Here is a 24,292-nt window from a genome sequence, read left to right on the forward strand (position 1 = left end):
CGCCGGTGGCGGCGTCAGTCGGCGCTGAGCTCCTCGGCCCGCTCCTGGACCTGGCGGGCGGCCTCGTCCGGGGTCATGGTGCCCTGCATCACGTGCTGCAGCGCCTGGGACACCACGAACTCCCCGTAGAGCGCCTGCACGAGCGGCCCCTGGTCCCCGGCCACCGCCCAGCGCTCGAAGTTCAGGGCGCCGTCGGAGATTGCCGACACGCCGTCCTCGCCGATCATCGCGCCGATCGTCGACGTCTCAGCCGTGTCTCCCACCTCGGCCTCCTTCCAACTGCCGATGAACTCCTCAGGGGCCTCGCCGGTGCCCGGGCGCATCGGGAACTGCCCCTCGGCCGCGACCTCCAGCAGGCCGGGATAGCCGTCGGACAGCAGGTGGCCGACGAACTCCTGGGCCTCCTCGACGTCGCCGTGCGGGGTGATGCCGAGATTGAGGGTCTGGCCGAACTGGACCGGGTCCCCGCCGGGTCCGCTCACGCGCTGCACGAAGCCGGTGTTGTCGGCGAGCCAGCCGGGGTCGTCCGCGCATTCGGGGCAGGACGGCGCGATCTCCGTGGACAGCCCGTACAGCTCGTCGAACAGGTGCGGGGACCAGATCATCATGGCCGCCCGGCCGGAGAGGTAGGTCGCCCGCGTGGACAACTCGTCCTGCTGCCCGCCGGCCGAGTACTCCGTCATCCACGTGGTGTAGCGGTCGATCGCCTCGACGCAGCGCGGGGTGTGGAAGTCGACCCGCCCTTCGCTGTCGACCAGTTCGCATCCGTTGGCCAGGGCGATGTGCTCGAACGTCTGCTGGGTGTAGGGCGTGCTGGTGGAGGTTCCGGCGAGCAGGCCGACCGTGTCGCCGCCGTGCAGGGTGCGCGCGGCCTCTTCGATGGCGTCGAAGTCCGTCGGCGGCTCCAGTCCGGCCTCCTCGAACAGGTCCTCGCGGTAGAAGATCAACTGCCCCCACCCGTCGCTGGGAACGGCGGCGGTGCGGCCCTCCGACCGGACGAGGTCCAGCGCGGCCGGGTTGAAGGTCTCCCGCCCGAGAGAGGCGATGACGTCCTCGGCGGCGCCGGCGTCGAGGATCCCGTCGGCGGCCCACCCCTGCGTCAGGTCGACCGTGTGGAACAGGACGTCGGGCAGGTCGCCGGCCGCGGCCGCGTTCGTGACGGCTGTCGGCATGTCGCCGGGGTCGATCGCGACGAGCTCTGTCTCGATCCCGGTACCGGCCGTGAAATCGTCCAGGACCGACTGCATCTGTTCGAGCTCGTTCGGCAGGACGAGGACGGTCCAGACTGTGATGACGCCGTCCCTGCTGTGGCCCCCGGCCCCGGGGAAGCACGCGGTCGCGGCCAACGTGGCCATCGCCATGAGCGCCACGGCGATCCGTCTGGCCACCGGCATGAAAGCGACCTCCGCTCGCGAAGCCGGGTCGAGCTCTCTACCGCTCTGTTCTACGCCGGACGGGGAGCAGGGTCAAAGACCCAGCGCGGGACCGCCGTAACGCGTCGGCCCCCGGGCCGGGTCGTGCCGCGGAGCCTTTTCGCACCGGCCGGTCTCGGCGAAGACGCCTTTGAGGTCCTGGCCATCGGGGTAGGCCGGTGCGACCTCGAAACTCGGGCACGACCACGGCGTAGATCTGCCACTGTCCGGAAAATCTGACGGGGCCGCTTGTGGACGCGGGACGGGTGGCCATAGCCCTGTCACCCCGGGTATCCGAGATCGCGCAGGTAGCTAATGCGGGCGTTGACTCCGGCGCAGAAGTGGGCCCAGTCCAAGGATGCGACGGGTTCGACCGGGTGGGGGTCGTGCTGGGAGGAGGTGATGTAGCAGACCGCGTCGTAGAGATTCTCCTCGATCAGGCGCCGGCAGAAGACAGCGAACCGATCCTGGTAAGAGGTGCCCTGCCAGATGCTGTCAGCAGGGATCGCCGCTTTGGAGGCGAGGCGCACCGGTTCCCGGGACTTGGCATGGTCTTCCATGATGAAGAAGTAGCCCAGCCAGGGCTTCTCGCCGGGATATAGCTCGGCGAGGGCGGCGCGGCGCAGGTCCACGGCACTGCCCAGGGCCTCTTCGATCCGGTTGTTGTAGTTGTTGCTGAAGGAAGGCCCGCCCAGCGCCTTGAGTTCGAAGGCCGCCACCAGAGTGCCGCGGTGGGCGATGACGACGTCCCACTGCTTCTGCGGCCGGTAATAGCCGGGCAGCTCCATGCCGTGCTTTTTGGCGATCCTGATCGCGCTGTCGGGGTAGCCGGCCTCCCGGAAGAACTTGGCGATGAGTTCAGCGATGACGTCGAAGTGCTTACCACCGCGCACCGAGCCCGCGGTGCCCGCACCCACGCGGCCCGCCACTTGTGAGCTGGTGTTCTGGGCGTCCTTCACCCCCCAGTACCGGGCGATCGCCTCTTCCAGGTCGCGACGGGTGACCGCCACCGGGGCCTCCTAGTCGGGCAGGTGGTCCAAGCCGTAGGCGTCGAGAGCGGCCTCGGTCGCCACCGCGACATCGCGGCGCTCGAAGGCCTTCGACAGCGCCGCTTGGACCTTATCGCCAATCCGGCCGGGGTGGGGAACTCGGATCTTGCGCAGGTATTGGGCCTGGAACCGCAGTGTGCCTCCGCGCATTTTGACGCCGTAGGCGTGCACGAAGGCCTCAGCGATGCCGGAGATCAGCAGCCCGCCCAGCACGCGCAGGTCCCAGTCCTGGGAGGTGATGTAGTACAGGTTGTGGTGCGGGTAGAAGCCGCCCTCGTCCAGCACCGGGTGGATGGTGGTCTTCATGTCCGGCAGTAGCAACTTGGAGCGGCCGATGAGGGAGTGGTCGACCTTGTCGATGGTCTTGTACCAGCGCTCGGGTTGCTTGACGGCCACATAGCGCCGGCGCAGCACGGCGGCGTGCGCGGTGAGGTAGCGGCGCAGCCGCGGCAGGTCGTCCAGGCAGACCAGGTTCCCGGCGGGGGTCCACGGGTTGATCAGGTAGTGGCCCTGCCAGGTGAAGGTGCCCGAGGCGATGTCGCGCACCATCGCCAGCGGCAGCAGGCACTCGGGTTCGACGATGTCGGGGTCGGTGGTGATGAAGACCTTGTCGGCGCCGGTGGCCACACCGATACTCACCCGTGTGGCGCCGTGAGGGTCTTCCAGGGTGGGGAAGCGGTCGGTGAGGTCTTCCAGCAGCGCCAAGCGCGCCGGGGAGGCCGCCGGCCAGAAGTCGCCGCCGCTGAACCAGTGGGGCAGCCGCACCGCCCGCACGCCCCAGCGCTCCAGCCCGCCTCCGCCCGCGCGGCACCACTCCACCAGTTGGGCGGCGTCCTGGGGGGTGAAGGAGCGGGTGGCCTCGGCGGCCACGACCTCGCCCTGAGGGCGGCTGCTGAGGACGGTGATGGCCGGGTAAGCCGCAACCTGCTCTTCGAAGGCGTCTACATCGTGCATGGACAGCACCACGTCCACGCTGTACTCGCGCCCGACGAGTTCGCGCAGCCGGGCGCCGTACTGATTGTGCATCCAACGGTCCGCGCAGATGAAGCCCAGCACCCCGCCGGGGTTCAGGCTGCGCAAGGCGGCCTCGTAGAAACCGACGTAGACATCGGCGCGCCCGCCCATGGTGGGATGCGCGGACCGGTAGGCCGCCATCCGCGCCGCAGGTACATCCTCCAGGCGGATGTAGGGCGGGTTGCCCACCACAACGTCCGCGCCCGACGCGGTCGGCCGGGCCAAAAGGTAGTCGCCCTGGCCGACCCAGTGCTGCGCGCAGCGCCGGGCCTCATCAGCATCCCAGCCCTGGGCGGCGAGCTCCTGATGGACCAGGACGCGGCTGTGCTCCACATTGGACTCCAGCAGGTCATAGGCGACCACTGAGCCCAGCGCATCCTCCAAGCCGCGGCCGTGGCGCCGGCAGGACTCGCCGAGCCGGCGGGAGATCGGGCCCAGGAACGCCCCGCGCCCGCAGGCCGGCTCAGCGATCACCAGCCGGGCCAGATCCCGTTCAGGGACATAGCCCACGAGATCGAGCAGCAGTTCGACCACCCAGCCGCGGGTGAACACCTCCCCGTGCTCGATCGCCTCCTGCAAAGACGGAGGGAGCACGTCACTGCCCTGGAAAAGCCCAAGCTGCGTCACAGGGAGCACACTACAAGCAGAACCCCCGCAGCCCCCTGCGCCAGCAGCGATTGTGGACGAGACAAGGGTCGCTCTGGGCCGGAGCCGCTCGATAGCAGCAAAGGTGCGCGATAGGACAGTGCCCCCGGGCCTCGCGGCAGCGGACCAGCACGGAAGCTCTCGGCGGCGCCCCAGGCCTTCACGGAAAGACAAGGAGTCCTCACCGCTCCTGCTCCTGATAGCGCGGCGGAAGGGCCCGTTGGAGCGCGCTGATGGTGCGTTCGACGTCGGCCTCGGTGAGGCCGTCCGTTTCCTGCCTGCGCAGCCACCGGCGCACGTTGAACCCGCCGATGACATCGACGCCGCCGATACGGTGAATGTTCCAGGGCAGGGTTGGGCCGTAGACGACCAGGCCGGCACGCACCGCGACCTTTCTCTGCAGCTCGTCGGTGATGACTCGCTGGACGGCGCGGGACTTCTTCCGGACTTCCTCCAAACACTCGTTCTTGGAGAACCTGCCGTGATACAGCCGGTCGAGCTTGGTGTAGACCGAAAGCCGCCGATCCCAGTTCTCCGAATCGAGGAGGAACACCCCGCGCGTACCCACGATGACGTGGTCGACCGCGCCCTCGCCGCCGGGAAGCGCGCGAGCGTGCCGAACGCGGTCGGACGCTCGGACATGAGCCGGCCCCGCCGCGAAGGGGATGCGGCGGGGCCGGAGCGCGGTGTGTCCTGTGCTCGGTGACGTTGGCCTATAAGGGTTGTCTTCCGCTTGGTTGTCGTTGGGGTGTCTACAGCGGGCAGGAGTGCGACATGGGGGGGCTGGAGGAGAAGCGGCATCCGGAGGCCGGGCACTGCCAGTGTGCCTGGATCGGTTCGGCGGCGGAGGGCGGCTGTTCGGTGTCGAGCCATTCGGTCAACCGCTCGCGCAACTCCAGCGAGGTCTGGCGGACCGATCCCAACCAGTAGGCGTGGTCCTCGGTGGCCTCGACCAGTTGGTCAACGAGGTCGTTGAGCGCGTGGCGCTCCTTCGGGCTCAGGTCCATCATCGCTGCGCCTTCCGGGCCTCGCGCAGCGCGTAGACGTCACCGGCGCGGTAGTAGCGCCAGCCGTGCACGGTGGCCAGGTAGCCGATCCGTCCCTTACGCGCCCAGGCCCGCATGGTGGAGGGGGAGATGTTCAGGACCTGGGCGGCCTCACTGGTGGACAGGTAGTGGTCGGGGTGGACCTCCATCACGCCGCCACCGCCTCGGGAAGAAGACCGAGAAGGCGATCGGCGGCGGTGGCCCAACACTGACGCCTGGCGATCCACGCCGCGCGCAACCGCCGGTCGGCTCGCCGCCGCTGCTCAACCGCGACCAGGTAGGGGCGAATCCGCGCGCTTGGGCGCGATGGCAAACTGATCATGTCATCAGCTCCCTGCATTAGCTGGTGGCCACGCCCTAGGGCCGCTACCACGGTCGCTAGGGCTTTTGTGTGTTCGCCCCAACCATGACGGAACCAGCATTGACCTGCCATGGAAGCCACACTTTTGAGTCTTTTTGTCGAAGTGGTCGCTCTTGGTCACCAAGCGGTGCGATTCTGAGGCGCATGGCGAGGAGAGAGAAGACCCGATGGTTTCAGTTCGGCACCGAGCTACGTCGTCTACGGGAGCAAGCTGGGCTAACGCAACGCCAACTGGCGGACAAGATCAATCTCTCCCACACGATGCTGGGTGCGCTTGAGCGAGCGATGCGAGTTCCGCGAGCGGAGCATGCGGATGCTCTGGACGCCACCTTGGAAACAGGTGGGACCTTACGACGCCTGTGGCAGGACCTGCACAATCAGCGGTACGTTCCGGAGTGGTTCAAGGACATCCTGATCCTGGAACGGCGCGCGGCCGAGATCAGGGCGTATGAGCCCACGACCATCCCCGGCTTGCTTCAGACCTCTGGCTACGCCCGGGCACTAGTCAAGGCCCGGTCCCCCAGTGCGCCCCCCGAGGAGGTAGAAGAGATCGTCAAGGGGCGCACGAAGCGCCTCCCCGCGATCACGGAGAATCGGTCATTGGTGCGTTTCATCATCAAGGAGGGGACGTTCTTCCGCATTGTGGGTGATGAGACGATTATGAGAGACCAACTGGGACATATTGTCCAACTCACGGAAGAGGGAAGGATCCAGGTCCAGGCGCTTCCAGACACTCCCACAAGCGCGGATCCCGGCACCCCGTTCCGGGTGATGGCGCTTAGTGACACACAGTCGGTCGGCTATGTGGAGCACACTCTAGGCGGCGTGACGTTCGACGCTCCGGACAAGGTGCGGGAGCTGTCGACCCTGTTCGGAACGTTGCAAGCGGAGGCCCATCCGTTCCCCACTTCCGTCGAGTTGATACGGAAGATTCAGGAGGATCGCTATGGAGCAGTGGCATAAGAGCAGCTACAGCCAGGGAAACGGCGGCGACTGCGTCGAGGTTGCCGAGTTGCCGGAGCAGGTGAAGGTCCGGGACACGCAGAACCGCACCGCCGGACATCTGTCGTTTCCCCCCGCCGAATGGTCCGCCTTCCTGGCGGACCTCCGCACAGACGACCTGTAGACCTCGGTAAGGCGCCCCCGGCCCACCGCATGGGCCGGGGCGTCTCGTGTGTGCGGGGCCGGTGGTCGGCCGAAGCGGGCGATCCTGCCGCACAGCGGCCCGGGAGACGGTCAGTCGTCCTCGATCAGCTCGGCCTGCACCGCGTAGATCGCGGCCTCCATGCGGGAGTGCAGGTGGAGCTTCTCCAGGATGTTGCGCACGTGGTTCTTGACCGTGTTCTCGGTGATGAAGAGCCGCTCGCTGATGGCGCGGTTGCTCAGGCCCCGCGCGATCAGCTTGAGCACCTCCATCTCCCGGTCCGTCAGCGGGGACTCCGCGGCCTGCTGCGCGCGCACCTTGTCCCTGTCCCTGCGGGCCAGGCTGGTGAACTCCGAGATGAGTTTGGTGGCCATGGACGGGTTGAGGAACGACTGGCCGTCGGCCACCGCCCGCACCGCCTGCGGCAGTTCGGTGACGGACACCTCTTTCAGCAGGTAGCCGGTTGCTCCGGCCTTGAGCGCCTCGAAGAGGTCGTCCTCCTCGTCGCTCATCGTCAGCATCACGATCTTGGCGTTCGGCGCCGCGCTCTTGATGCCGGTGCACGCGTCGATGCCGTTCACCCGCGGCATGCGCACGTCCATCAGGACCACGTCGGGAACCAGGTCACCGGCCTTGCGGATCGCCTCCTCACCGTCCCCAGCCTCACCCGCGACGTGGATGTCGGACTCGTCGGCGATCACAGAGACCAGGCCGCGCCGGAAGAAGGCGTGGTCGTCGACGACGAGGACTCTGATGGGCGTGGGGGGTTGCCCGCTCACGTGTGTTTCCTTTCTCAGGGCGGGGGTCCGCTGCGCCGACATCACCCGCCGGTGCGGGGCCGACGGGATCGCCCCGACCTGGCACAGCAACCGCGGAAGGCGCCGTCGTCGTTGCAGCCTCATTCCCGCGGCCAGGACATGGGTCGGCTAGTGCATCTTCCTTTACGTCGCCGCTTCTGTACAAGGGGTGGCCCGGAGCAGGGTGGCGCTGACCAGTGGCTCATGCCTGGCAAGCGCGCTGAACTGCGGGTTTCGTCCGCCGGTTCCGCGGCGCCGCCGGACGGCGCCGCGCCTTTCCGGGGCGCGCGGGACGATCGGCCGCGGCGGAACGGACAGAGGAAGCCCGCCGACGGTGCCGGCGGGCTTCCTCTGTACCTGTCAGAGTTCGTCGTGCTTCACCGCGTCGAGGAAGCGGCTCCACTCGACGGAAGTGAACAGCAGGGTGCCGAGTTCGCGGTTCTTGGAATCGCGAACCGCGGTGGCACCCGGACCGCCGGCGACCTCGACGCAGTTTTCCAGCTGGGTGTAGCTGGATGTAAGGAACACTGATTCGCTCATGGCAGGAGCATTACCCCAGAGAGGTTCAGATGACGCAGGTCGTTTCCGGTACTCGGCCGCTTCCCGAGGGAGGTGCCCGCTCCGGGAGGCGCGGCGCGGGAGCGACCGGCGCCGGTTTCCGGGCCCCGTCACGACCGGGGGCGCGGTGCGCCTACTCTGGGAGGGCACGCCACCTGTAGGAAAGTGACGATGAAGACCTTCGAAGAGCTGTTCGCCGAGCTGTCCGAGAAGGCCCGCACCCGGCCCGAGGGATCGGGCACGGTCGCCGCCCTGGACGCCGGTGTGCACGGCATCGGCAAGAAGGTCGTCGAGGAGGCCGCCGAGGTCTGGATGGCCGCCGAGTACGAATCGGACGATCAGGCCGCCGAAGAGATCTCGCAGCTCCTCTACCACCTCCAGGTCCTGATGCTGGCGCGCGGCCTGCGGCTGGAGGACGTCTACAAGCATCTGTAGGTCGGTCTCGGGTCCAGCCGCGAGACCGGCCGTCGTCGACGTCCGCCCAGCAACGCCAGAGTCGATGAAGTAGGGGACCGCCTCCGATGCCAGACCAGCTCCGTATCGCCGTACCCAACAAGGGCCAGCTCTCCGAGCCCGCCAGCGAAATGCTCCGCGAGGCGGGGTACCGCCAGCGCAAGGACTCCCGGGACCTCGTGCTGGTGGACCCGGACAACAACACCGAGTTCTTCTTCCTCCGCCCCAAGGACATCGCCGTCTACGTCGGCGAGGGCATACTGCAGGTCGGCATCACCGGCCGCGACATGCTGCTCGACTCCGGGGCCCGGTCGACGAGGTCCTGGCGCTCGGCTTCGGCGGGTCCACGTTCCGGTTCGCCGCACGCAACGGCGCGAACATGAAACTGGAGGACCTGAACGGCACGCGCATCGCCACCTCCTTCGCCGGGGTGCTCGACCGCTACCTGAAGGAGCACGGGATCGACGCCCGCGTCATCCACCTCGACGGCGCCGTCGAGAGCTCGATCCGGCTGGGGGTGGCCGACGCCGTCGCCGACGTGGTGTCCACCGGCACCACGCTCCGCAACGCGGGGCTGGAACTGTTCGGGGACCCGATCCTGGAGTCCGAAGCCATCGTGATCCGGCAGAAGGGCGCCGAGGACGACCCGCAGATCGAGCAGATGCTGCGGCGGCTGCGCGGTGTCCTGGTCGCGCGCGACTACGTGATGATGGACTACGACGTCCGCGCCGAGAGGCTCGACGCCGCCGTGGCGCTCACCCCCGGAATGGAGGGGCCCACGGTGTCCCCGCTGCACCGCGAGGGCTGGGTCGCCGTCAGGGCCATGGTGCCCCGGCGCAGCGCCCAGCAGATCATGGACGACCTGTGGGAGCTGGGTGCCCGCGCCATCCTCGTCACCGACATCTACGCCTGTCGCCTGTGAAGCCGTAACCCGATCCCGCGGGAGTCCTCGTTGTCCTCCTCGCCGCGCGCCGGTGCCTCCGAGTCGGAGGTGATCGCCCGCGCTCCCGGAGTGACCGGGGGCGAGCTGGTGCTGCGGCGGGTCGGGGAGCACTTCGAGATCATCAGCAACGGTGTCTTCCTCATGGACACCCGCGGCGGTGCCTCCGAGCGCGAGATGGTGCGCGCCGCGCTGGCGGCGCTCCCGGCGGGGAGAACCGGTATCCGGGTGCTCATCGGGGGCCTCGGCGTGGGGTTCTCCGCGCGCGAGGCCCTCGACGACGAGCGGGTCGAGCACGTGCGGGTGGTCGAGCTGGAGCCCCGGGTCATCGAGTGGCACAGTGGCCCGCTCGCCGAGGTCGCGGGCCGCCTGCCGGAGGATCCCCGTTGCGAACTCACCCGGGCCGACTTTCTGAGCTGGCTCGGCGCGGCAACGGAGACGTTCGACGCGATCTGCGTGGACATCGACAACGGCCCCGACTGGACCGTGGTCGAAGGCAACGACCGGCTGTACGAGCCGCCGGCGCTGGAACGGCTGGGGCGGATCCTCTCCCCGGAGGGGGTCATCGCCTTCTGGAGCGCCATGCGCGCCCCGGGCTTCGCCGCCCGCCTGGAGGAGCGGTCCAGCGCCGTACGGACCATCGAGATTCCCGCCCCGCGCGGTGAACCCGACATCGTCTACCTGGCCCGACCCTGACCCGGCCCTCGGGGCCGGAAGCCCCTGATCAGGCGGTGGACGCCCCGTCCGCGCCGCCGGTGTAGAAGGCCGTGGTGCGCTCGGCCGCGGCCCGCGCGGCGGATTCCTCGGCTCCGGCGGCGATGTTGGCCTCCCCCCACAGCTGGCTGGCGAGCGCCGTGAACCGCTTGCCCTCCTCGGAGCCGAACCACGCCTCGGCCTCCTTCGGGTCCACGGCCTCTCCACTGCCCAGGTGGAGGGTCAGGCCGATGAGCGCCATGTCCCAGCCGACGCCCGTGGCACCGGGGCCGTACTCGGCCCAGAATTCCTGGAGGTCGTCCTTGAGCGCGAGGTGCTCAAGCTCCAGCCGGGTGCGGCCGTCCGCCTCACCTGCCAAGCGCACCTCGATCCAGCTGACCTGCCCGCCGTACTCCCAGGTCGCCGCGAAGCTGTTCGGCGGGTCGCACTGTTCGATCGTGCCCCCGGCGTTGCCCTCCAGCTGGTAGCGGCCGTTCAGCCGGAGGTCGCCGGAGACGGGCAGGAACCAGCGGGGCAGGCGCTCGGGATTGGTGCAGGCGTCCCAGACGTCCTCGACGTCGGCGTCGTAGCTCCGGGTGATGGTGGTGGTCCGCGCCTCGCCGGCTTCGAGTACCCGGCTGCCGACCTGGCGGCGCACGGTGCTGATCTGCTGGTCGACGTCGATCATGGGGTTCCCCTTTGGTCCGGTTCCTCATCGGTCTGCGCGCGGAGGCGGCGCTCCCGCCGCCCCCGCGCCAGTTCGGTCGCCAACGCGTCCAGGTGCGGTTCCCAGAAGCGCCGGAAGCGGTCGAGCCACACGTCGGCTTCCCGAAGGGGTTCGGGGTTCACGGCGTACAGCCGCCGGGTCCCCTCGGGGCGCACGGTCGCGAACCCCGCATCACGCAGCACCCTGAGATGCTGCGACACCGCCGGCTGGGAGATCCCGAACTCTTGCTGGATCACCGCGCACACCGCACCCGAGGTCGCCTCACCGTCGGCGAGCACCTCCAGGATCCTGCGGCGCACCGGGTCGCCGAGTACGTCGAATGCGTGCACGACAACCAAGCTATCAGCTTCCACTTATACAAGTAAGTAATTATATAAGCACCGGTTGCGGCAAAGGACCCCTCCTCGGGGGCGGGCGGAGCCTGCTACGCCTGGGCGATTTGCGGGATCGGGTAGGCGACCTCGATCCCCTCCTGGTCGAGGCCCTGCTTGAGGTGGGACCGCAGAACGCGGCCGATGGTCCACTGCTCGCCGGGGCGGGTCTTCGCGATGACGCGCACCGTCACCGCGCCGTTGCCGATACTCACGACACCGGCGACCTCGGGCCGGTCCAGGAGCTTGTCCTCGTACTCGCCGGAGTCGGCGAACTCCGCGACGTTCCGCTCGATGGCCTGCTCGGCGTGCGCGACGTCCACGGTGTGGGAGAGCGGAAGGTCGACCACGGCGTTGGCCCACCCCTGGTTCATGTTGCACACCCGCCGGATCTCGCCGTTACGCACGTACCAGAGCCCCCCGTCGAGGTCTCGGATCTTGGTGATGCGCAGGCCCACTTCCTCGACCGTGCCGACGGCGTCCCCGACGTCGACCACATCGCCCACGCCGTACTGGTCCTCGGCCATCATGAACATCCCGGAGAGGAAGTCCTGCACCAGCCCCTGGGCTCCGAAACCGATGGCCAGGCCGAGAACGCCCGCGCTGGCGAGGATCGGACCGAGGCTGATACCGAACTCGCCCAGCACCATGAGGAGGGCGACACCGAAGATGGTGAACGAGGCGAGGCTCCGCAGTACCGAGCCGATCGTCTCCGCGCGCGCCTGCTGCCGGGTCCCCCCCGGTGCCGCGGACTTGGTGACGACCGTGCGCAGGCCGCCGCTGATACGCGCATGCGAGTCGACCATCCGCTTGAGGAGATGCGTGATCACCCGTCCCACCAGCACGCGCGCGAGCACCGCAAGCACCAGGATGATGACGACGCTGACCGTCCCCGAGACGAAGGCGCCGCTGTTCTGCACGGCCCAGTCGACGACCGGCCCGGCCATGGCGGCCGTGGTGGAGCTCTCCATCGCGAAGGGCAGTGGGCTGCTGATCGTAGACACGAGTGTTCCCTTCGTCGCCGGATTGGGGGAGCTCCGCCGCGCCGCGTCCGTAATGGCCCCGCCCCGGTGCCCGGGCAGTGGAGCCGCGGCAACAGAGGTCCGCACCCCGCTGCCGCACGCCAGGGTGCCACATCCGCAGGCCACATGGAGCGGGGAGAACACGTTCGTTGCCCGGTCTCCATCACGAGGAGACCGGGCGAGGGGAGTCAGCGCATTCGGCGGGCGAGGGCCTTGAAGAGCGAGCGGGGTACCGCCCGGAGCAGGCCGTCGGCGGTCCTGTATTGAACGCCCGGAACCACGCTGGTGCGGCCGGCCGCCCACGCGCGCAGCGAGTCGCGGACGACGCGCTCCTTGGAGACGAAAGCGAGGTCGGGCATACCACTCTCCTGCAGGCCGCGCGTCATATCGGTGCGCACGTACCCGGGGAGCACCGCGGTGACGTGCAGCCCGTGCTCGGCTACCTCCGCCGCCACACTCTCGCTCCACAGTGTCACGAACGTCTTCGTCCCCCCGTACATCGAACCTCCGGGGTTGACCGGCAGCTCGCCGGCCAGGGACGAGACGTTGACCACGCCCAACGGGTGCCGCCGCTCGTCCGCCTCGCGCCGGGCGATCTGCACCGGCAGCACCGCGCGTGTGAGGTGCACAACGGCGCGGATGTTCAGGTCGAGCATGGAGTCGATCTCGTCGTACTCCTGCCGGACGAACTCACCGCCGTCCCCCCTGCCGGCGTTGTTGACCAGCAGGTCGATCGGGGCGTCGTCCCCCGAGCCGTCGGCGCGCAGGCGGTCCTCCACCTTTCCCAGGCCAGCGGGGCTGGAGAGGTCGGCCGGCAACGACCGCACGCTCACTCCCCACCGCTCGCTCAGATCGGCGCCGAGGTCGTCGATGAGTTCTGCGCGGCGCGCCACGAGGACCAGCGAATACCCTCGTTCCGCCAGTCCACGGGCGTACTCCGCGCCGATTCCGGTGGAGGCACCGGTGATCAATGCCGTTCTGTGGTGTCGTGAGCCGCTCATAGCGTCGAATGTTACCCACCAGTCGCCTTTTAAGACGGCGGTTTGGCACCTTTTGGAAGGGGCTTTCGGGGACGGAACGGGCACGGCCTCCGGCCGCGCCGCGGGCGGCACATCGCGGCATTGCGGCCTTGCCCTGCGTGTCCGGCCACGACACAAACGCGCCCCTAACCAATGAGTCGGATGAGCAGGCATTAGCGTTCAAACATGGCAGCGACACGAATCCCATCGAATTCCGATGACGCCCCCCGCCTCGAACACCGGCTGCGCGACGTCGGCCTGTTCGTGCGGCAGGCGTTCCACACCTTCCGAGCGACCGGGGCGGTCGTCCCGAGCGGTCCCGCACTGGCGAACTCGCTGACGCGATTCCTCAAGGAGAGAGAGGGGTCGGACAGCCTCTCCATCCTGGAGGCCGGAGCCGGAACGGGCCCGGTCTCCCGGGTCATCGCCGCTCACCTGCGCCCCGGCGACACCGCCGACCTCGTGGAGTCCAATCCGGAGTTCGCCGACTACCTGCGGGAGCTGGTCGGCACCGACCCCACGATGTCCCGGGTGGCCGACCAGCTCACCGTGCACCAGACTCTCGTCACCAACCTGGGGACGGACCGGCGTTACGATCTCATCCTCTCGGGGCTGCCCCTCGCCAACTTCAACGCTGACGAGGTCCGCGAGATCTTCGACTACTACTTCACGGTGCTGCGCCCCGGCGGATACCTGTCCTTCTTCGGCTACCTCTACACCAAGGAGGTCAAGGCGGTCATCGCCCCCCGAGAGGACTACCTGCGCCAGGCGCGGTCCAGCTGGGTCGTCGAGGAATGGGTGAACCGCTACAGCGTCGGCACCGAACGGGTCCTGGCCAACATCCCGCCGGCCTGGATCCACCACCTGCAAAAGCCCGACGAGAAATGAATACCGCGCCTCGCTGAGGCCGCACAGCCACAACGACCCCGCACCACCACCGCAACGCGGGGTCGTTCTGTCTCTCCCCGCTCCTCCCCGCGCGCAGGCGGCGGCCGCGGACCGCGAGAGCGCTCAGCGCTCGGGCGGCTCAGCGCGGAGGCGCTCGTACTCCTCCCGATCGATCTCGCCCTCGGCAAGCCCGTGCTCCACCTCCCGTGGATCCGGGCCGCCCGCGGAGCGCCGTTCCCGCTCCTCCCGCTCACGCTCGGCGGAGCGCTGACCGAGGTGGAGGATCAGCAGGATCGGTACGAGCAGACCCGCCAGGGTCATCACCAGCCAACCGAACCCCATTGGCTCCATCATGACCACGGCCTCCTCTCCCCTTCGGCGAGTGAAACGCCGGACGCGTGTCATCGTGTAGCCGCGGTTGACCGGCTACCCCCTAGGCTCCGCGGCGACACCTCACCTGGTGTGAGCCGACTGCGGCCGCACGGTCCTGCTCCCGCGGCGCATCCGGGCAGCCTTCCAACGCGGCGACTCGGACCTCAGTGCCGAAAATGGACGAACAGCCGACCAGAGTTCTCTGCTTGATGCACTTGTGCACCACGGCCGAGGCATACCCCACCACCAAGGGAGGGGTTCCTGCATGCGAAATGCATGCTACACTGGGCATATGGGTGAGACGACAGTTGTCCAAGTACGGGATGTGCCCGCCGAGGCGGTCGAGACCCTCAAGGCACGAGCAGCCAACCGCGGGCTGTCACTGGCCGCGTACCTGCGTGAACTGATCCTGGAGGAGGCGTCTCTTCCAGCGGTCGACGAGGTAATGGCACGGATCGCTGAGGACGAACCCATCAACTATACGACCGAGGACCTGCGTGAGTTCATGACTGACGGTCGCCGATGAGCTACGTCGTCGACTGCTCGATCATCATCAGGCTGCTGGCGGCCCATCGGGAGGACGAGCTACTCCGCCGTCGCCTCATGCGCCGGGTACACGCCCCAACACTGCTCGACGCCGAAGTGTCCAGTGTCGTCCGGGGTTTGTCCATCACGACCAAGCCCAATGTCCGGATCTCGCCACAGCGGGCGCGAACGATGCTGGACCGCTACCAGGGACTACACATCACCCGCCATCTCATGGCGCCACTGCAGCTACGTGCTCACGAACTCCGCGAGAACCTCACCGCCTACGACGCGATGTACATCGCTCTCGCCGAGGCACTTGATCTCCCCCTCCTCACCGACGACGCCAAGCTCGCCAAGGCAGCGGGACACCGAGCCCGGATCCTGCACTATCCGCAGGAGTGACACCGTTCGTCTGTCTAGTGCTTGAAATGCACGAACAGCCGACCGAAGTTCTTGGAGTCCTTTTCCACACGGTGGTAGCGGTTTTTGACGTCCTTCTGCTCGAGGAAGCGCAGCACGCGCCTCTTCAGCTGGCCGGACCCCTTGCCGGGGATGATCTCGACGGTCTTGGCCTTGGTCCGTTCGGCTTCGTCGAAGATGTCGTTCAGGGCCCGGTCGATGTCCCGGCCGCGGTTGTAGATGTCGTGCAGATCGAGCTTGAGCTTCACGGCGCATCCTTCTCGGCGACGAAGATCGCGGTTCCCGGGATGATACGTCCGCGCAGCGGGCTCCAACCGCCCCAGACCCGGTCGTTGTCCTCGGGCCACTCCGGCTCCACCAGGTCGTGCAGGCGCAGCCCCGCGCCGGCCACGGCCCGCACCCAGTCGCCGATGGTGTGATGGTGCTCGACGTAGCACGCGCGTCCCTGTCGGTCCTGCTCGACATAGGCCCGGCGGTCGAAGTAGGGATCCTTGGCGACCAGACCGCTCTCGCCCGGATCGTCGGGAAAGCACCAGCGGATGGGGTGCGACACCGAGAACACCAGCCGTCCGCCCGGCCGGAGCACCCGCCCGCTCTCCCGCAACGCCGCTTCCGCGTCAGGGACGAAAGGGAAGGCGCCATAGGCGGAGCAGACCAGGTCGAAAACCGCGTCGGCGAACGGCAGGCGCTGGGCGTCGGCCTGCGCCACAGCCAGCGTGTGGCCGGTCTGCTCGTCGATCCGGCGGGAGTGCTGCAACTGGCGCCGGGAGACATCGATCCCGACGACCTCGGCCACCCCTTGGGCGCGCAGCCAGCGGCCGCACTGCCCGGCCCCGCATCCCACCTCCAGGACACGCGCGCCCGCCAGTTTCCCGGGGTCGCCGAGGAACCCGACGTTCCCCTCGTCCACGCCTTCCGGCCCCCAGACGAACCCGATGTCCCGCAGGAACGCGCCGTGCTCGGCCTGGTACTCATCGGCTGAGCGCTCCCACCAGATCCGGCTGGCCCGCGCGCTCTCGTCGGCCCCTGCCGGCCGACGCGTGATGTGGGCTACCTCGGCCTGCTCATCGGTCATGCTGCCATCCTGACAGTTCCGTGGCCCCGCCAACGGTTCCTCGCGAGTGTTCGGCCGCTCGCGGAGTGCGGGGCCTTCACACCTGCGCGCGGGGCGGTGGGGCCGGGGCGGGGGAGGTAGGGCCGTCCTTGAGGGGCGCGGCGCCGGGGCCTTCGCCGGGAGGCCGTCCACCGTCGCGGGCATCGTGCAGCTCGCGGCGCACCAGGAAGATCCAGCCGCCGATCGCGATGGCGGTGAACACCCACCACTGCACCGCGTAGGACAGGTTCATCCCCAGGTTGGGCTCGGGTGCGGCGACGGGCTCCGGCGCGGGGTCGGAGGGCGGCTCCTGGTCGGTCAGTTCCACGAACCCTCCATAAAGGGGATAGGGCAGCCCTTCGCCGATCTCCTCCACCTCGATGAGCATGATCTGGCCTTCGGGCAGGCCGCCGCGGTCACGGATCCCGGTGTTCTCCTCGGTTTCGCTGAACTGGATCCGCCCGGTCACCGTCACCTCGCCCTCCGGCGGAGGCGGAACATCGGGCTGCGACGTGGCGGTCGGCGGCTGCCCCACCCACCCTCGGTTGACCAGAACGGCCGCGCCGTCGTCGGTGACCAGGGGGGTGAGGACGAACAGGCCGACGCCCGCCGAGCCGTCGCGGTTGCGGACAAGCAGCTCGTTGCCGGTGTCGTAGCTGCCGGTCGCGGTGACCGGCCGCCACCGGTCGGCGTGGTCGACGTCCTCGCCGACCTCGCTCAGCTCCTGTAGTGGGACGGGGTCCGCATTGATGTTGGCCTCCTGCAGGTCCGCCGCAGCGGCCCGGTCCTCCCAGCGGCCGAGCTGCCAGAAGCCCAATGCGATGAACGTGGGCACGATCAGCGCCACCAGCGCGTGAAACGCCAGCATGCGCGAGGACACCAGGACCCGAAGCACATATTCGAGGCTATGGGACGCCCACGAGAACACGGCACCGCCCCCGGAGTGTGTCCGGGGGCGGTGCGTGTGCGCGGCAGGACCGGTCAGGCCTCGTCACCGAGGGCCGAGGCCGCCTTGCGCTTGCGCGCGAAGTACATCGCAGCGCCGCCGCCGCCGAGAGCGGCCGCGGCCGCGGCGATCAGCCCGGCCAGCGCCGAGCCAGTCACGGGAAGGCCGCCGGACGCCTGCTCGGAGTCGTCGCCGGGCGCAGCCTGCTCGTCGCCCTCGTCGGCCTCGTCCTCCTTGCCGTCCTCGGGCGCCTCTTCCTCCTTCTCGCCCTTGTCACCCTCGTCGCCCGGCTTCTCGGGCTTCTCGGGCTTCTCCTCCTCAGGTGCCTCCTCCTCGGGGGCCTCCTCCTCGGAGATCTTCTTCATGCAGCTGGCCTCGGCGGTACCGAGAACGGACACGGCGTTTCCGCAGATGTCCACGGCGGCGTTCACCGGAACGTTCACCTCGTTGCCGCTGGCGGTACCGCCGGAGCCGTTGTTCTCCGAACCGGCCCCGTTGTCCTCGGACTCCTGCATGTCGCCGACCATCGCCTCGCAGTCGGCTTCGGACTCGCCGAGCACCGCAAGGGAGTTCCCGCAGATGTCGACCGCAACGTCGACCGGCACGTTGATCGTGTTGCCGCTGGCGGTACCGCCGGACTCCGAGCCGCCCTCTTCACCGCCGTCCTCGCCGGACTCCTCGGCCATGTCCTCCATGACCTTGGTGCAGCCCGCCTTGGAGAGGCCGCCGACAGCGGCGGAGTTGCCGCAGATGTCCACGGCGGCGTTCACGGGAATGTTCACCTCGTTGTTCTGGGCGACGCCATCGGAGCCACCGGATTCCGAGCCGCCCTGCCCCTCCTCGCTCTCGGCGTAGAGGGTCTCCGCCACCTTCTGGCACTCGGCCTCGGAGATACCAAGGGCGGCGAGGGAATTACCGCACAGCTCGGCCTTGACGTTGGCCGGAACGTTGACCTGGTTGCCACTGCCCACGTCGTCGGTTCCGGGGGCCGCGAACGCGATGGAGGTCGCCCCGCTGACCAGCCCTGCTGTGAGGACGGTGACGGAGGCGGAGGCGTACAGCTTCTTACGCATATTCAGGCATGACCTTTCGAAGATTCGATCACGGATCGTGATCCCCTGAGGCCGCAGAGCCACTACGAGCGGGTTCAGCGGACGTCGGCCCAAAGAAGATGCGGGGGGATTCATATCGCGCGCCAGTGGTGTGCGACAGACCGGCCAATTCGGCACGGCCCGGCCACCCGAATGCGCAGGGATGCATTCTGACCCACCGACGATCCGCAACGCTACCAGCTTGTCCACCCGCGCACGGGGCTCTTTAAAAAAAATCCGCGCGCCGCCGGGAGGCATCGCATTGCACGCTACGGTTTGCGACCCTATCCGCTGGCCGTCGATACCTTCTCGATAAGCGAGAGTTACCGAAAAACAACCTTCGTTCCGCCGAACAGCGCGGCCTCCCACTGCCTCGGAATTCGCGCCAAGAAACCACGAATCTCCTTCACATATTAGTATCAGAGGCCCGGGCCGCCGCATCACTCCGGCAATACCGACAATTGGTACGAGAAATTACCGGAATGCTCTGACCGCCCGCGGACACACAAAGGCCCCGGGCCGGAGGGCGGCGGAGCCGAGGCGTGGCCCACGATGGTGCTCACCATGCCGGCACGCTCGTTCTCGATCCCGGTTAAGCGTGCCGCGTTGCGGTTGTCCGTGCGGGGGGTGCCCCGTTCCGCTACTGCCCCGACCATCGCTCCAGAACCTCGTCGATCTCGGCGAGCAGCGCGCGTTCGACGGAGCCGTCGAGGTAAGAAGCGACCACACCGTTGCGGGCCAGATCGGTCAGCTCCGCGGCGCCAAGTCCGAGCCGGTGGGCGACGCGGTACTCGTTCAGCAGATCGGTACCGAACATCGGCGGATCGTCGGAGTTCAGCGAAACGGTCAGACCCGCACGCAGCATCCGCGGCAGCGGATGCCGCTCGATCCTCTCGATGGCACCGGTGCACAGGTTCGAGGTGGGGCAGACGTCGAGCGGTACGCCCGTCTCCCTCAGCCGATCGACCAGCGCGGGATCGCGCATGCAGTCGATGCCGTGACCGATCCGCTCCGCGCCCAGCAGGTCGAGTGCCTCGCGGATCCGCTCCGGGCCGCCGTTCTCCCCCGCATGCGGGAGGCTGTGCAGCCCGGCCGCGCGTGCGCGGGCGAAGAGATCGGCGAACGGCGCGCGAGAGACCTCCACACTTCCTACGCCGAAGCCGATGACACTGGCCGGGCCGTCCTTCAGCACCGCGTCGAGCGTCTGCTCACCGGTCTCGACCCCGTAGTCACCGGGGAAGTCGGGGACCCAGCGCATGCGGATGCCGTGCTCGCGCTCGGCTTCGCGCCGGGCATGCTCGATGCCTTCGAACACCACACCGGCCGGGATACCGCGCATGAGGTGGGCGTACAAGCTGACATGCAGTTCGGCGTACCGCACGTTCTGCGCCGCGAGGCGTGCCGCGACGTCGGCGGTCAGGCGCGCGAAGTCCTCCTCGTCGCACAGCGTTTCCAGAGAGGTCAGGTAGACCTCGATGAAGTGCGGGAAGTCGCGGAACTCGTACCAGTCGCGCACCCCCTCCAGCGAGTCGGGCACGCTCGTCACACGGTGTTTGGCTGCGAGGTCGAGCAGCGTCGCCGGCTGCATCGAGCCTTCCAGGTGGACGTGCAGTTCCACCTTGGGCAACTCGCGGATGAATGCCTCGATGCCGGGAGAGACGGCCGCCGGAGAGCTCTGCATGGTAGCGACGCTATCGCGCGGCCGCCTCCACCCCAAGCCTCTGTCCACCACCTGTGGACGGCAGGGCGCAGGGGCGACGGGGGGAGGCGGCCGGAGCCGGTCCCGCGGTCCGCTCAGCCGCCCTCAGGCGCGCCGTCTACCCGCCGGGGCAGTCCGAGCGGGTTTCCGTCGCGCAGTGCCTCGGGAAGCATGGAGTCCGGCAGTCCCTGGTAGCTCACCGGACGCAGGAAACGGCGGATCGCCGTGGCTCCCACTGAGGTGTGCAGCGCCGCGGTCGTCGCCGGATAGGGACCGCCGTGGTGCATCGAATGCGTCACCGCGACCCCGGTGGGCCACCCGTTCCACAGGACGCGCCCGGCCTTCGCGGTGAGCTCGTCCAGCAACCGCGGGGCGAGCGTGTCGCCGTCGCTGTCCTCCTCGGCGTGCACGGTCGAGGTGAGCTGCCCCTGCAGTACGCCGGCCACCTCCAGCAGCCGGTCCTCCTCGGAGTACTCGACCACCAGCGAGGCCGGGCCGAAGCACTCCTCCAGCAGAACATCGGTGTAGGCGAGCAGCGCGTCGACGTCCGTGCGCAGCAATGTGGCGTCCAGCCGTCTTCGGTCGCCGCCCCGCGCACCAGCACCTCCGTCACCGGATGTTCGGCCAGCTCACCCAAACGCTCGTCGAACCCGCCGGCCACACTCTCGTTGAGCAACGGAGCCCGGTTCCGCTGGGTCAGGTTGTCGACGAGCGTGTCCAGCCCGGTTCCCTCCGGCACCAGCAGAACGCCCGGCTTGGTGCAGAACTGGCCGACCCCCAGCGTGAATGAGTCGGCGTACCCGCTGAGGATCTCCTCACCGCGCTTGGCCATGGCGGCGCGGGTGACGAAGACCGGGTTGAGGCTGCCGAGTTCCCCGTAGAACGGGATCGGATCAGGACGCGACGCGGCCAGGTCGTGCAGTGCGCGACCGCCGCGGATCGACCCGGTGAACCCGACGGCCCGTGTCTGCGGGTGCAGCACGGCGCGCCGCCCGGTCTCGGTGCCGAAGACGACGGCGAAAGCCCCGCCGGGAGCGCCCGCGTCGGCCAGGGCCTCCGAGACGACCGCACCGGTGCGCCACGCCAGGCGCGGATGGCCCGGATGGGCTTTCACCACAACGGGGCACCCGGCGGCCAGGGCCGAAGCGGTGTCGCCGCCGGCCGTGCTGAACGCGAAGGGGAAGTTGCTGGCCCCGAAGACGATGACCGGCCCGAGCGGTACCAGCATCCGCCGCACGTCCAGGCGCGGCCCCATACCCCACTGCGGGTCGGCGGTGTCGACGGAGGCCTCCAGGTAGGAGCCCTCGTCGAGGACATCGGCGAAGAAGCGCAGCTGGAATGTCGTGCGCCCCAGTTCCGACCGGCAGCGCGCTTCGGGCAGGTGGCTCTCGGCCTGCGCGATCGGGACGAGCTCCTCGGCGGCGGCGTCGAGGGCGTCGGCAACACGCCGCAGCAGCTCGGCGCGTTCACCGGGCCGCATCCCGCCGAGAACGGGGGCCGCCGCCGCGGCGGCGGTCAGCACCCGGTCGAGCTCGGCCTCGGTGGTGTCGGGAAGGGGAGCGGCTGTATCGGTGGTCATAAACATGCCCTCCGCGAGAGAGAGTACGAAAGATCATCCAGGGCCCAGCCAACCGTCTCCACCCGCTCATTCGAAAGGGTTGCGCACGTCCCTCGCGGGGTAAAGGCACCAACCAGCCCTCCGAAAAATACGGCAAACACCCCCAGAACCCGCGAAATGCGGCAGCAGGATCGGTGCGGATACGGTAAACCGGGCCTAACGACTCTGCTAAGCCCCTGTTGTCGACGGTTCGTTCACCGCCTCCCACAGGCGAAACCGGACATATCCACTCCGAGTGGGAACCCGCAGCAAACCGGGACGTACGGGAACCGGGCCCATACCCAAGGACATCATAGAAGCGTGATGACGACTCACAGCGGCTCCACGACCGCCGCCCCCGGAAGCCACGAGGCCACCGGAACGGGCGGTGGCGTCAGCGAGCGGACCGATACGGGAACCGGCACGTCCCCGGAGCGCCCCGCCGAGGCACCCCTGATGAACGCTCCACTGCGCCGCAGGCCGGCGCAGCAGCGCAGCATGGCCCGAGTGCGGAAGATGCTCGACGCGTGCGCCGAACTCCTGGAGGAGAGCGGCTACAACGACCTGTCCACGACCAGGATCGCCGAGCGCGCCGGGGTCGCCATCGGCTCGGTGTACCAGTTCTTCCCGGACAAGAAGGCGATGGTCCAGGCACTCGGCCTGCGCTACCTGGACCAGTTCAGCGGCCGGGTAACCGACCGGCTGCGCCAGAACACGTTCGGGCACTGGACCGAGGCCGTCGACGTGATCATCGACGAGTACCTCGACATGCACCGCAACGTACCGGGTTTCCGCGTCCTGCACTTCGGCGACGCGGTGGACGCCCACCTCCTCGACGCCGGCGCCGACAACAACAAGGTCATCGCGACCCGGCTGCGCGAACTGCTCACCTCCACCGCCGGTGTGGAGGACAGCGAAGAGCTCAACTACGCGGCGATGGTGGCCGTCGAGGCCGCCGACGCCGTGCTGAAGCTCGCCTTCCGCGACGCCCCGAAGGGGACCCCCGCCTGATCGAGGAGACCAAACTCCTCGTCCGCGGCTACCTCGGACGGCATTTCCCCGCGGAATAGGACCCCGGCACCGGTGCGACCTTCGCGGCCCGGACAAGCCGAAGTGTAGGGTGTCTTCGCCCCGGCCACTGATGAAGACGACGCCGCACCTGGCACCATGGACAGTGGCGGGCCAGGCTCCGAGCACCATCAGGACCGGCCTGTTCGTCGCCGCGAAGGCAGCCGGGGGATACGGACACCGGTTCCCGGTAGGGTGCGCCGGAACCGATCAGACGCCACACGGCGGCACCCACTCTCATCGAAGACTTGTCCGCCACGCACCAATGAGGTTCACAACGCGCGCCGGATCCCGCCTTCCCAAGCCGCGTTGGAACACGGGAGGGAACCCTCAGTGGTAGCTGACAATACGCTCACCCAACCGATAACCGGCTCGGCCGCGGGAGTGCCCTTTCTGGCGATCCCCCCGGCGATCATGAACGACCCGGACGAGCCCGCTCCGATGATCATCGCGCTCCACGCGTTCGAACCCCCGCGCAGCGAGACCGCCCTCGCAGGTACCCTCCCGCTGGCCTCGCTGCCGGCATGGCGGTTCTACCTGGGGCTTCCACTGTTCGGGTCCCGGCTGCCCGAAGGCGGCGTCGCCGAGATCAACCGCCGCGGCCAGGAGGACTACCTGATCCAACTGTACGGCCCCATCGTCGAGCAGGCGACCGCCGAGGTATCCCGTGTCGTCAGCGAACTGCGCGCTAGGTTCCCCATCCACGACGGACCGATCGGCCTGATGGGAGTCGGCACCGGAGGTGCGGCGACCCTGCTCGCGCTGGCCGAGAGCAAGCTGGAGATCGGCGCCACCGGGGTGGTCAACCCGATCATCGACCCCACACCAGTACTCAAGGCGCGCGAGCAGCGGCTCGGCGTGGCCTACCAATGGAGCGACACGTCCCGCGACGTCGCGACGTGGCTCGACTTCATCTCCCGCGCGGGCGACCTCTCCGGGCGCCGGCCGCAGTCGCCGCTGCTGATCATCAACGGACTGCAGGACCCGGTGATCGTCCCCGAGCACGGACAGAGGCTCTACGACGCCCTTGCGCCGCAGTACCCGCAGTCGAGCCTGCGGCACATCGTCATACCCGACCTCGCCCACACGATGGGCCCCGAGCCCGGCCTCGAACCCGGGCCGCCGGCGCCGGGCAACGTGCTGGCCGACCGCGCTTGGCAGAGTGGTTCCATGTGCACCTGACCTCCGCGGCGGCCGCGCCCGAACCGCGGTAGCCCCGGCGCGCGGGCGGTCGCGGCCTTTCGTGAACCAGCGTTCACCCGCGGCTCTCCACCGCATTCACCGGTGGACTTCTCAAGGTCAGTCCGAGCACCTTGTATGGGTAGGACCCCTGGTGTGA

At 68.6% G+C, this 24,292-nt stretch carries 26 protein-coding genes and 3 pseudogenes; 10 read left to right on the forward strand and 19 right to left on the reverse strand.

The window, feature by feature from the left end; genetic code table 11:
• Positions 1–14: 14 nt before the first annotated feature.
• The 6 genes from VS93_RS17000 to VS93_RS17025 all read right to left on the reverse strand — a co-directional run bounded on the left by VS93_RS17000 (position 15) and on the right by VS93_RS17025 (position 5,315).
• Positions 15–1,394, reverse strand: coding sequence for an ABC transporter substrate-binding protein (locus tag VS93_RS17000; RefSeq protein WP_046470900.1), 1,380 nt, complete (start codon positions 1,392–1,394; stop codon positions 15–17).
• Between the two features lie 299 nt (positions 1,395–1,693).
• Entirely contained in the window at positions 1,694–2,422 is a 729-nt protein-coding gene (locus VS93_RS17005; protein WP_046470901.1) for a PaeR7I family type II restriction endonuclease, read from the reverse strand.
• 9 nt (positions 2,423–2,431) lie between these two features.
• Complete coding sequence (locus VS93_RS17010; RefSeq protein WP_201776671.1) at positions 2,432–4,102, reverse strand: Eco57I restriction-modification methylase domain-containing protein; 1,671 nt, start codon at positions 4,100–4,102, stop codon at positions 2,432–2,434.
• Positions 4,103–4,301: 199 nt separating this feature from the next.
• Positions 4,302–4,787: an NERD domain-containing protein gene (locus VS93_RS30530; RefSeq protein ID WP_156184891.1), complete on the reverse strand. Its 486-nt coding sequence runs from the start codon at positions 4,785–4,787 to the stop codon at positions 4,302–4,304.
• A gap of 85 nt (positions 4,788–4,872) precedes the next feature.
• Entirely contained in the window at positions 4,873–5,130 is a 258-nt protein-coding gene (locus VS93_RS17020) for a hypothetical protein (protein ID WP_046470902.1), read from the reverse strand.
• On the reverse strand, positions 5,127–5,315 hold the full coding sequence (locus tag VS93_RS17025) for a helix-turn-helix domain-containing protein (RefSeq protein WP_046470903.1): 189 nt from the start codon (positions 5,313–5,315) through the stop codon (positions 5,127–5,129). The genes VS93_RS17020 and VS93_RS17025 overlap by 4 nt, the downstream gene beginning before the upstream one ends.
• 356 nt (positions 5,316–5,671) lie before the next feature.
• Between VS93_RS17025 and VS93_RS17030 the strand changes: the two genes are divergently transcribed.
• Both VS93_RS17030 and VS93_RS17035 read left to right on the forward strand, forming a co-directional pair.
• Positions 5,672–6,490 (forward strand): helix-turn-helix domain-containing protein, encoded by an 819-nt coding sequence (locus VS93_RS17030; RefSeq protein WP_052745818.1) that lies wholly within the window; start codon positions 5,672–5,674, stop codon positions 6,488–6,490.
• Positions 6,474–6,653 carry a DUF397 domain-containing protein gene (locus tag VS93_RS17035; protein WP_046470904.1) on the forward strand — a complete coding sequence of 60 codons (180 nt, stop codon included), beginning with the start codon at positions 6,474–6,476 and terminating at the stop codon, positions 6,651–6,653. The genes VS93_RS17030 and VS93_RS17035 overlap by 17 nt, the downstream gene beginning before the upstream one ends.
• Before the next feature lie 110 nt (positions 6,654–6,763).
• Here VS93_RS17035 and VS93_RS17040 read toward each other — a convergent pair whose 3' ends face one another.
• Together VS93_RS17040 and VS93_RS17045 are read right to left on the reverse strand one after the other, a co-directional pair.
• Positions 6,764–7,492 carry a response regulator gene (locus tag VS93_RS17040; RefSeq protein ID WP_052745819.1) on the reverse strand — a complete coding sequence of 243 codons (729 nt, stop codon included), beginning with the start codon at positions 7,490–7,492 and terminating at the stop codon, positions 6,764–6,766.
• Positions 7,493–7,828: 336 nt separating this feature from the next.
• Complete coding sequence (locus VS93_RS17045) at positions 7,829–8,008, reverse strand: DUF397 domain-containing protein (RefSeq protein ID WP_046470906.1); 180 nt, start codon at positions 8,006–8,008, stop codon at positions 7,829–7,831.
• Positions 8,009–8,197: 189 nt separating this feature from the next.
• Between VS93_RS17045 and VS93_RS17050 the strand changes: the two genes are divergently transcribed.
• The 3 genes and pseudogenes from VS93_RS17050 to VS93_RS17060 all read left to right on the forward strand — a co-directional run bounded on the left by VS93_RS17050 (position 8,198) and on the right by VS93_RS17060 (position 10,115).
• Positions 8,198–8,461 carry a phosphoribosyl-ATP diphosphatase gene (locus VS93_RS17050; RefSeq protein WP_046470907.1) on the forward strand — a complete coding sequence of 88 codons (264 nt, stop codon included), beginning with the start codon at positions 8,198–8,200 and terminating at the stop codon, positions 8,459–8,461.
• Positions 8,462–8,547: 86 nt separating this feature from the next.
• Positions 8,548–9,401: pseudogene (gene hisG, locus VS93_RS17055) on the forward strand (ATP phosphoribosyltransferase).
• A 30-nt stretch (positions 9,402–9,431) separates the two neighbouring features.
• On the forward strand, positions 9,432–10,115 hold the full coding sequence (locus VS93_RS17060) for a spermine/spermidine synthase domain-containing protein (RefSeq protein ID WP_046470908.1): 684 nt from the start codon (positions 9,432–9,434) through the stop codon (positions 10,113–10,115).
• Positions 10,116–10,143: 28 nt separating this feature from the next.
• Here VS93_RS17060 and VS93_RS17065 read toward each other — a convergent pair whose 3' ends face one another.
• The 4 genes from VS93_RS17065 to VS93_RS17080 all read right to left on the reverse strand — a co-directional run bounded on the left by VS93_RS17065 (position 10,144) and on the right by VS93_RS17080 (position 13,233).
• Positions 10,144–10,800, reverse strand: coding sequence for an SRPBCC family protein (locus tag VS93_RS17065; RefSeq protein WP_046470909.1), 657 nt, complete (start codon positions 10,798–10,800; stop codon positions 10,144–10,146).
• Positions 10,797–11,168, reverse strand: coding sequence for an ArsR/SmtB family transcription factor (locus VS93_RS17070; protein WP_046470931.1), 372 nt, complete (start codon positions 11,166–11,168; stop codon positions 10,797–10,799). Before VS93_RS17070 ends, VS93_RS17065 begins: the two co-directional genes overlap by 4 nt.
• 95 nt (positions 11,169–11,263) lie before the next feature.
• Positions 11,264–12,214, reverse strand: a complete 951-nt coding sequence (locus tag VS93_RS17075) for a mechanosensitive ion channel family protein (RefSeq protein ID WP_236700594.1) — start codon at positions 12,212–12,214, stop codon at positions 11,264–11,266.
• Positions 12,215–12,420: 206 nt separating this feature from the next.
• Positions 12,421–13,233 carry an SDR family NAD(P)-dependent oxidoreductase gene (locus tag VS93_RS17080; protein ID WP_046470910.1) on the reverse strand — a complete coding sequence of 271 codons (813 nt, stop codon included), beginning with the start codon at positions 13,231–13,233 and terminating at the stop codon, positions 12,421–12,423.
• 204 nt (positions 13,234–13,437) lie between these two features.
• On the opposite strand from VS93_RS17080, the gene VS93_RS17085 reads away from it, so the two are divergent.
• A complete protein-coding gene (locus VS93_RS17085) occupies positions 13,438–14,139 on the forward strand; it encodes a class I SAM-dependent methyltransferase (RefSeq protein ID WP_046470911.1) in 702 nt (233 codons plus the stop codon).
• Positions 14,140–14,262: 123 nt separating this feature from the next.
• Here the strand turns inward: VS93_RS17085 and VS93_RS17090 are convergent, their stop codons facing one another.
• The gene (locus VS93_RS17090) at positions 14,263–14,493 is read right to left on the reverse strand and encodes an SHOCT domain-containing protein (protein WP_156184893.1); all 231 of its coding nucleotides are present in this window, start codon (positions 14,491–14,493) and stop codon (positions 14,263–14,265) included.
• Between the two features lie 310 nt (positions 14,494–14,803).
• Between VS93_RS17090 and VS93_RS17095 the strand changes: the two genes are divergently transcribed.
• Positions 14,804–15,037 carry a FitA-like ribbon-helix-helix domain-containing protein gene (locus tag VS93_RS17095; RefSeq protein WP_046470913.1) on the forward strand — a complete coding sequence of 78 codons (234 nt, stop codon included), beginning with the start codon at positions 14,804–14,806 and terminating at the stop codon, positions 15,035–15,037.
• A complete protein-coding gene (locus VS93_RS17100; RefSeq protein ID WP_046470914.1) occupies positions 15,034–15,441 on the forward strand; it encodes a type II toxin-antitoxin system VapC family toxin in 408 nt (135 codons plus the stop codon). The genes VS93_RS17095 and VS93_RS17100 overlap by 4 nt, the downstream gene beginning before the upstream one ends.
• A gap of 14 nt (positions 15,442–15,455) precedes the next feature.
• Here VS93_RS17100 and VS93_RS17105 read toward each other — a convergent pair whose 3' ends face one another.
• From VS93_RS17105 to VS93_RS17130, 6 genes and pseudogenes are all read right to left on the reverse strand, one after another.
• Positions 15,456–15,707, reverse strand: a complete 252-nt coding sequence (locus VS93_RS17105) for a Smr/MutS family protein (protein ID WP_046470915.1) — start codon at positions 15,705–15,707, stop codon at positions 15,456–15,458.
• A complete protein-coding gene (locus VS93_RS17110; RefSeq protein WP_046470916.1) occupies positions 15,704–16,534 on the reverse strand; it encodes a class I SAM-dependent methyltransferase in 831 nt (276 codons plus the stop codon). The genes VS93_RS17105 and VS93_RS17110 overlap by 4 nt, the downstream gene beginning before the upstream one ends.
• 76 nt (positions 16,535–16,610) lie before the next feature.
• Positions 16,611–17,420: an SURF1 family cytochrome oxidase biogenesis protein gene (locus VS93_RS17115; protein WP_046470933.1), complete on the reverse strand. Its 810-nt coding sequence runs from the start codon at positions 17,418–17,420 to the stop codon at positions 16,611–16,613.
• A 113-nt stretch (positions 17,421–17,533) separates the two neighbouring features.
• Positions 17,534–18,571: a chaplin gene (locus VS93_RS17120; RefSeq protein ID WP_046470917.1), complete on the reverse strand. Its 1,038-nt coding sequence runs from the start codon at positions 18,569–18,571 to the stop codon at positions 17,534–17,536.
• 658 nt (positions 18,572–19,229) lie between these two features.
• Entirely contained in the window at positions 19,230–20,270 is a 1,041-nt protein-coding gene (add, locus tag VS93_RS17125; RefSeq protein WP_046470918.1) for an adenosine deaminase, read from the reverse strand.
• A gap of 113 nt (positions 20,271–20,383) precedes the next feature.
• Positions 20,384–21,867 (reverse strand): annotated as a pseudogene (locus tag VS93_RS17130) (aldehyde dehydrogenase (NADP(+))).
• A gap of 516 nt (positions 21,868–22,383) precedes the next feature.
• On the opposite strand from VS93_RS17130, the pseudogene VS93_RS17135 reads away from it, so the two are divergent.
• Together VS93_RS17135 and VS93_RS17140 are read left to right on the forward strand one after the other, a co-directional pair.
• Positions 22,384–22,955 (forward strand): annotated as a pseudogene (locus VS93_RS17135) (TetR/AcrR family transcriptional regulator).
• A 331-nt stretch (positions 22,956–23,286) separates the two neighbouring features.
• The gene (locus VS93_RS17140) at positions 23,287–24,135 is read left to right on the forward strand and encodes an alpha/beta hydrolase family protein (protein WP_338022759.1); all 849 of its coding nucleotides are present in this window, start codon (positions 23,287–23,289) and stop codon (positions 24,133–24,135) included.
• The last annotated feature ends 157 nt before the right edge of the window (positions 24,136–24,292 follow it).

The organism is Allosalinactinospora lopnorensis (assembly GCF_000981225.1).
GTDB lineage: Bacteria > Actinomycetota > Actinomycetes > Streptosporangiales > Streptosporangiaceae > Allosalinactinospora > Allosalinactinospora lopnorensis.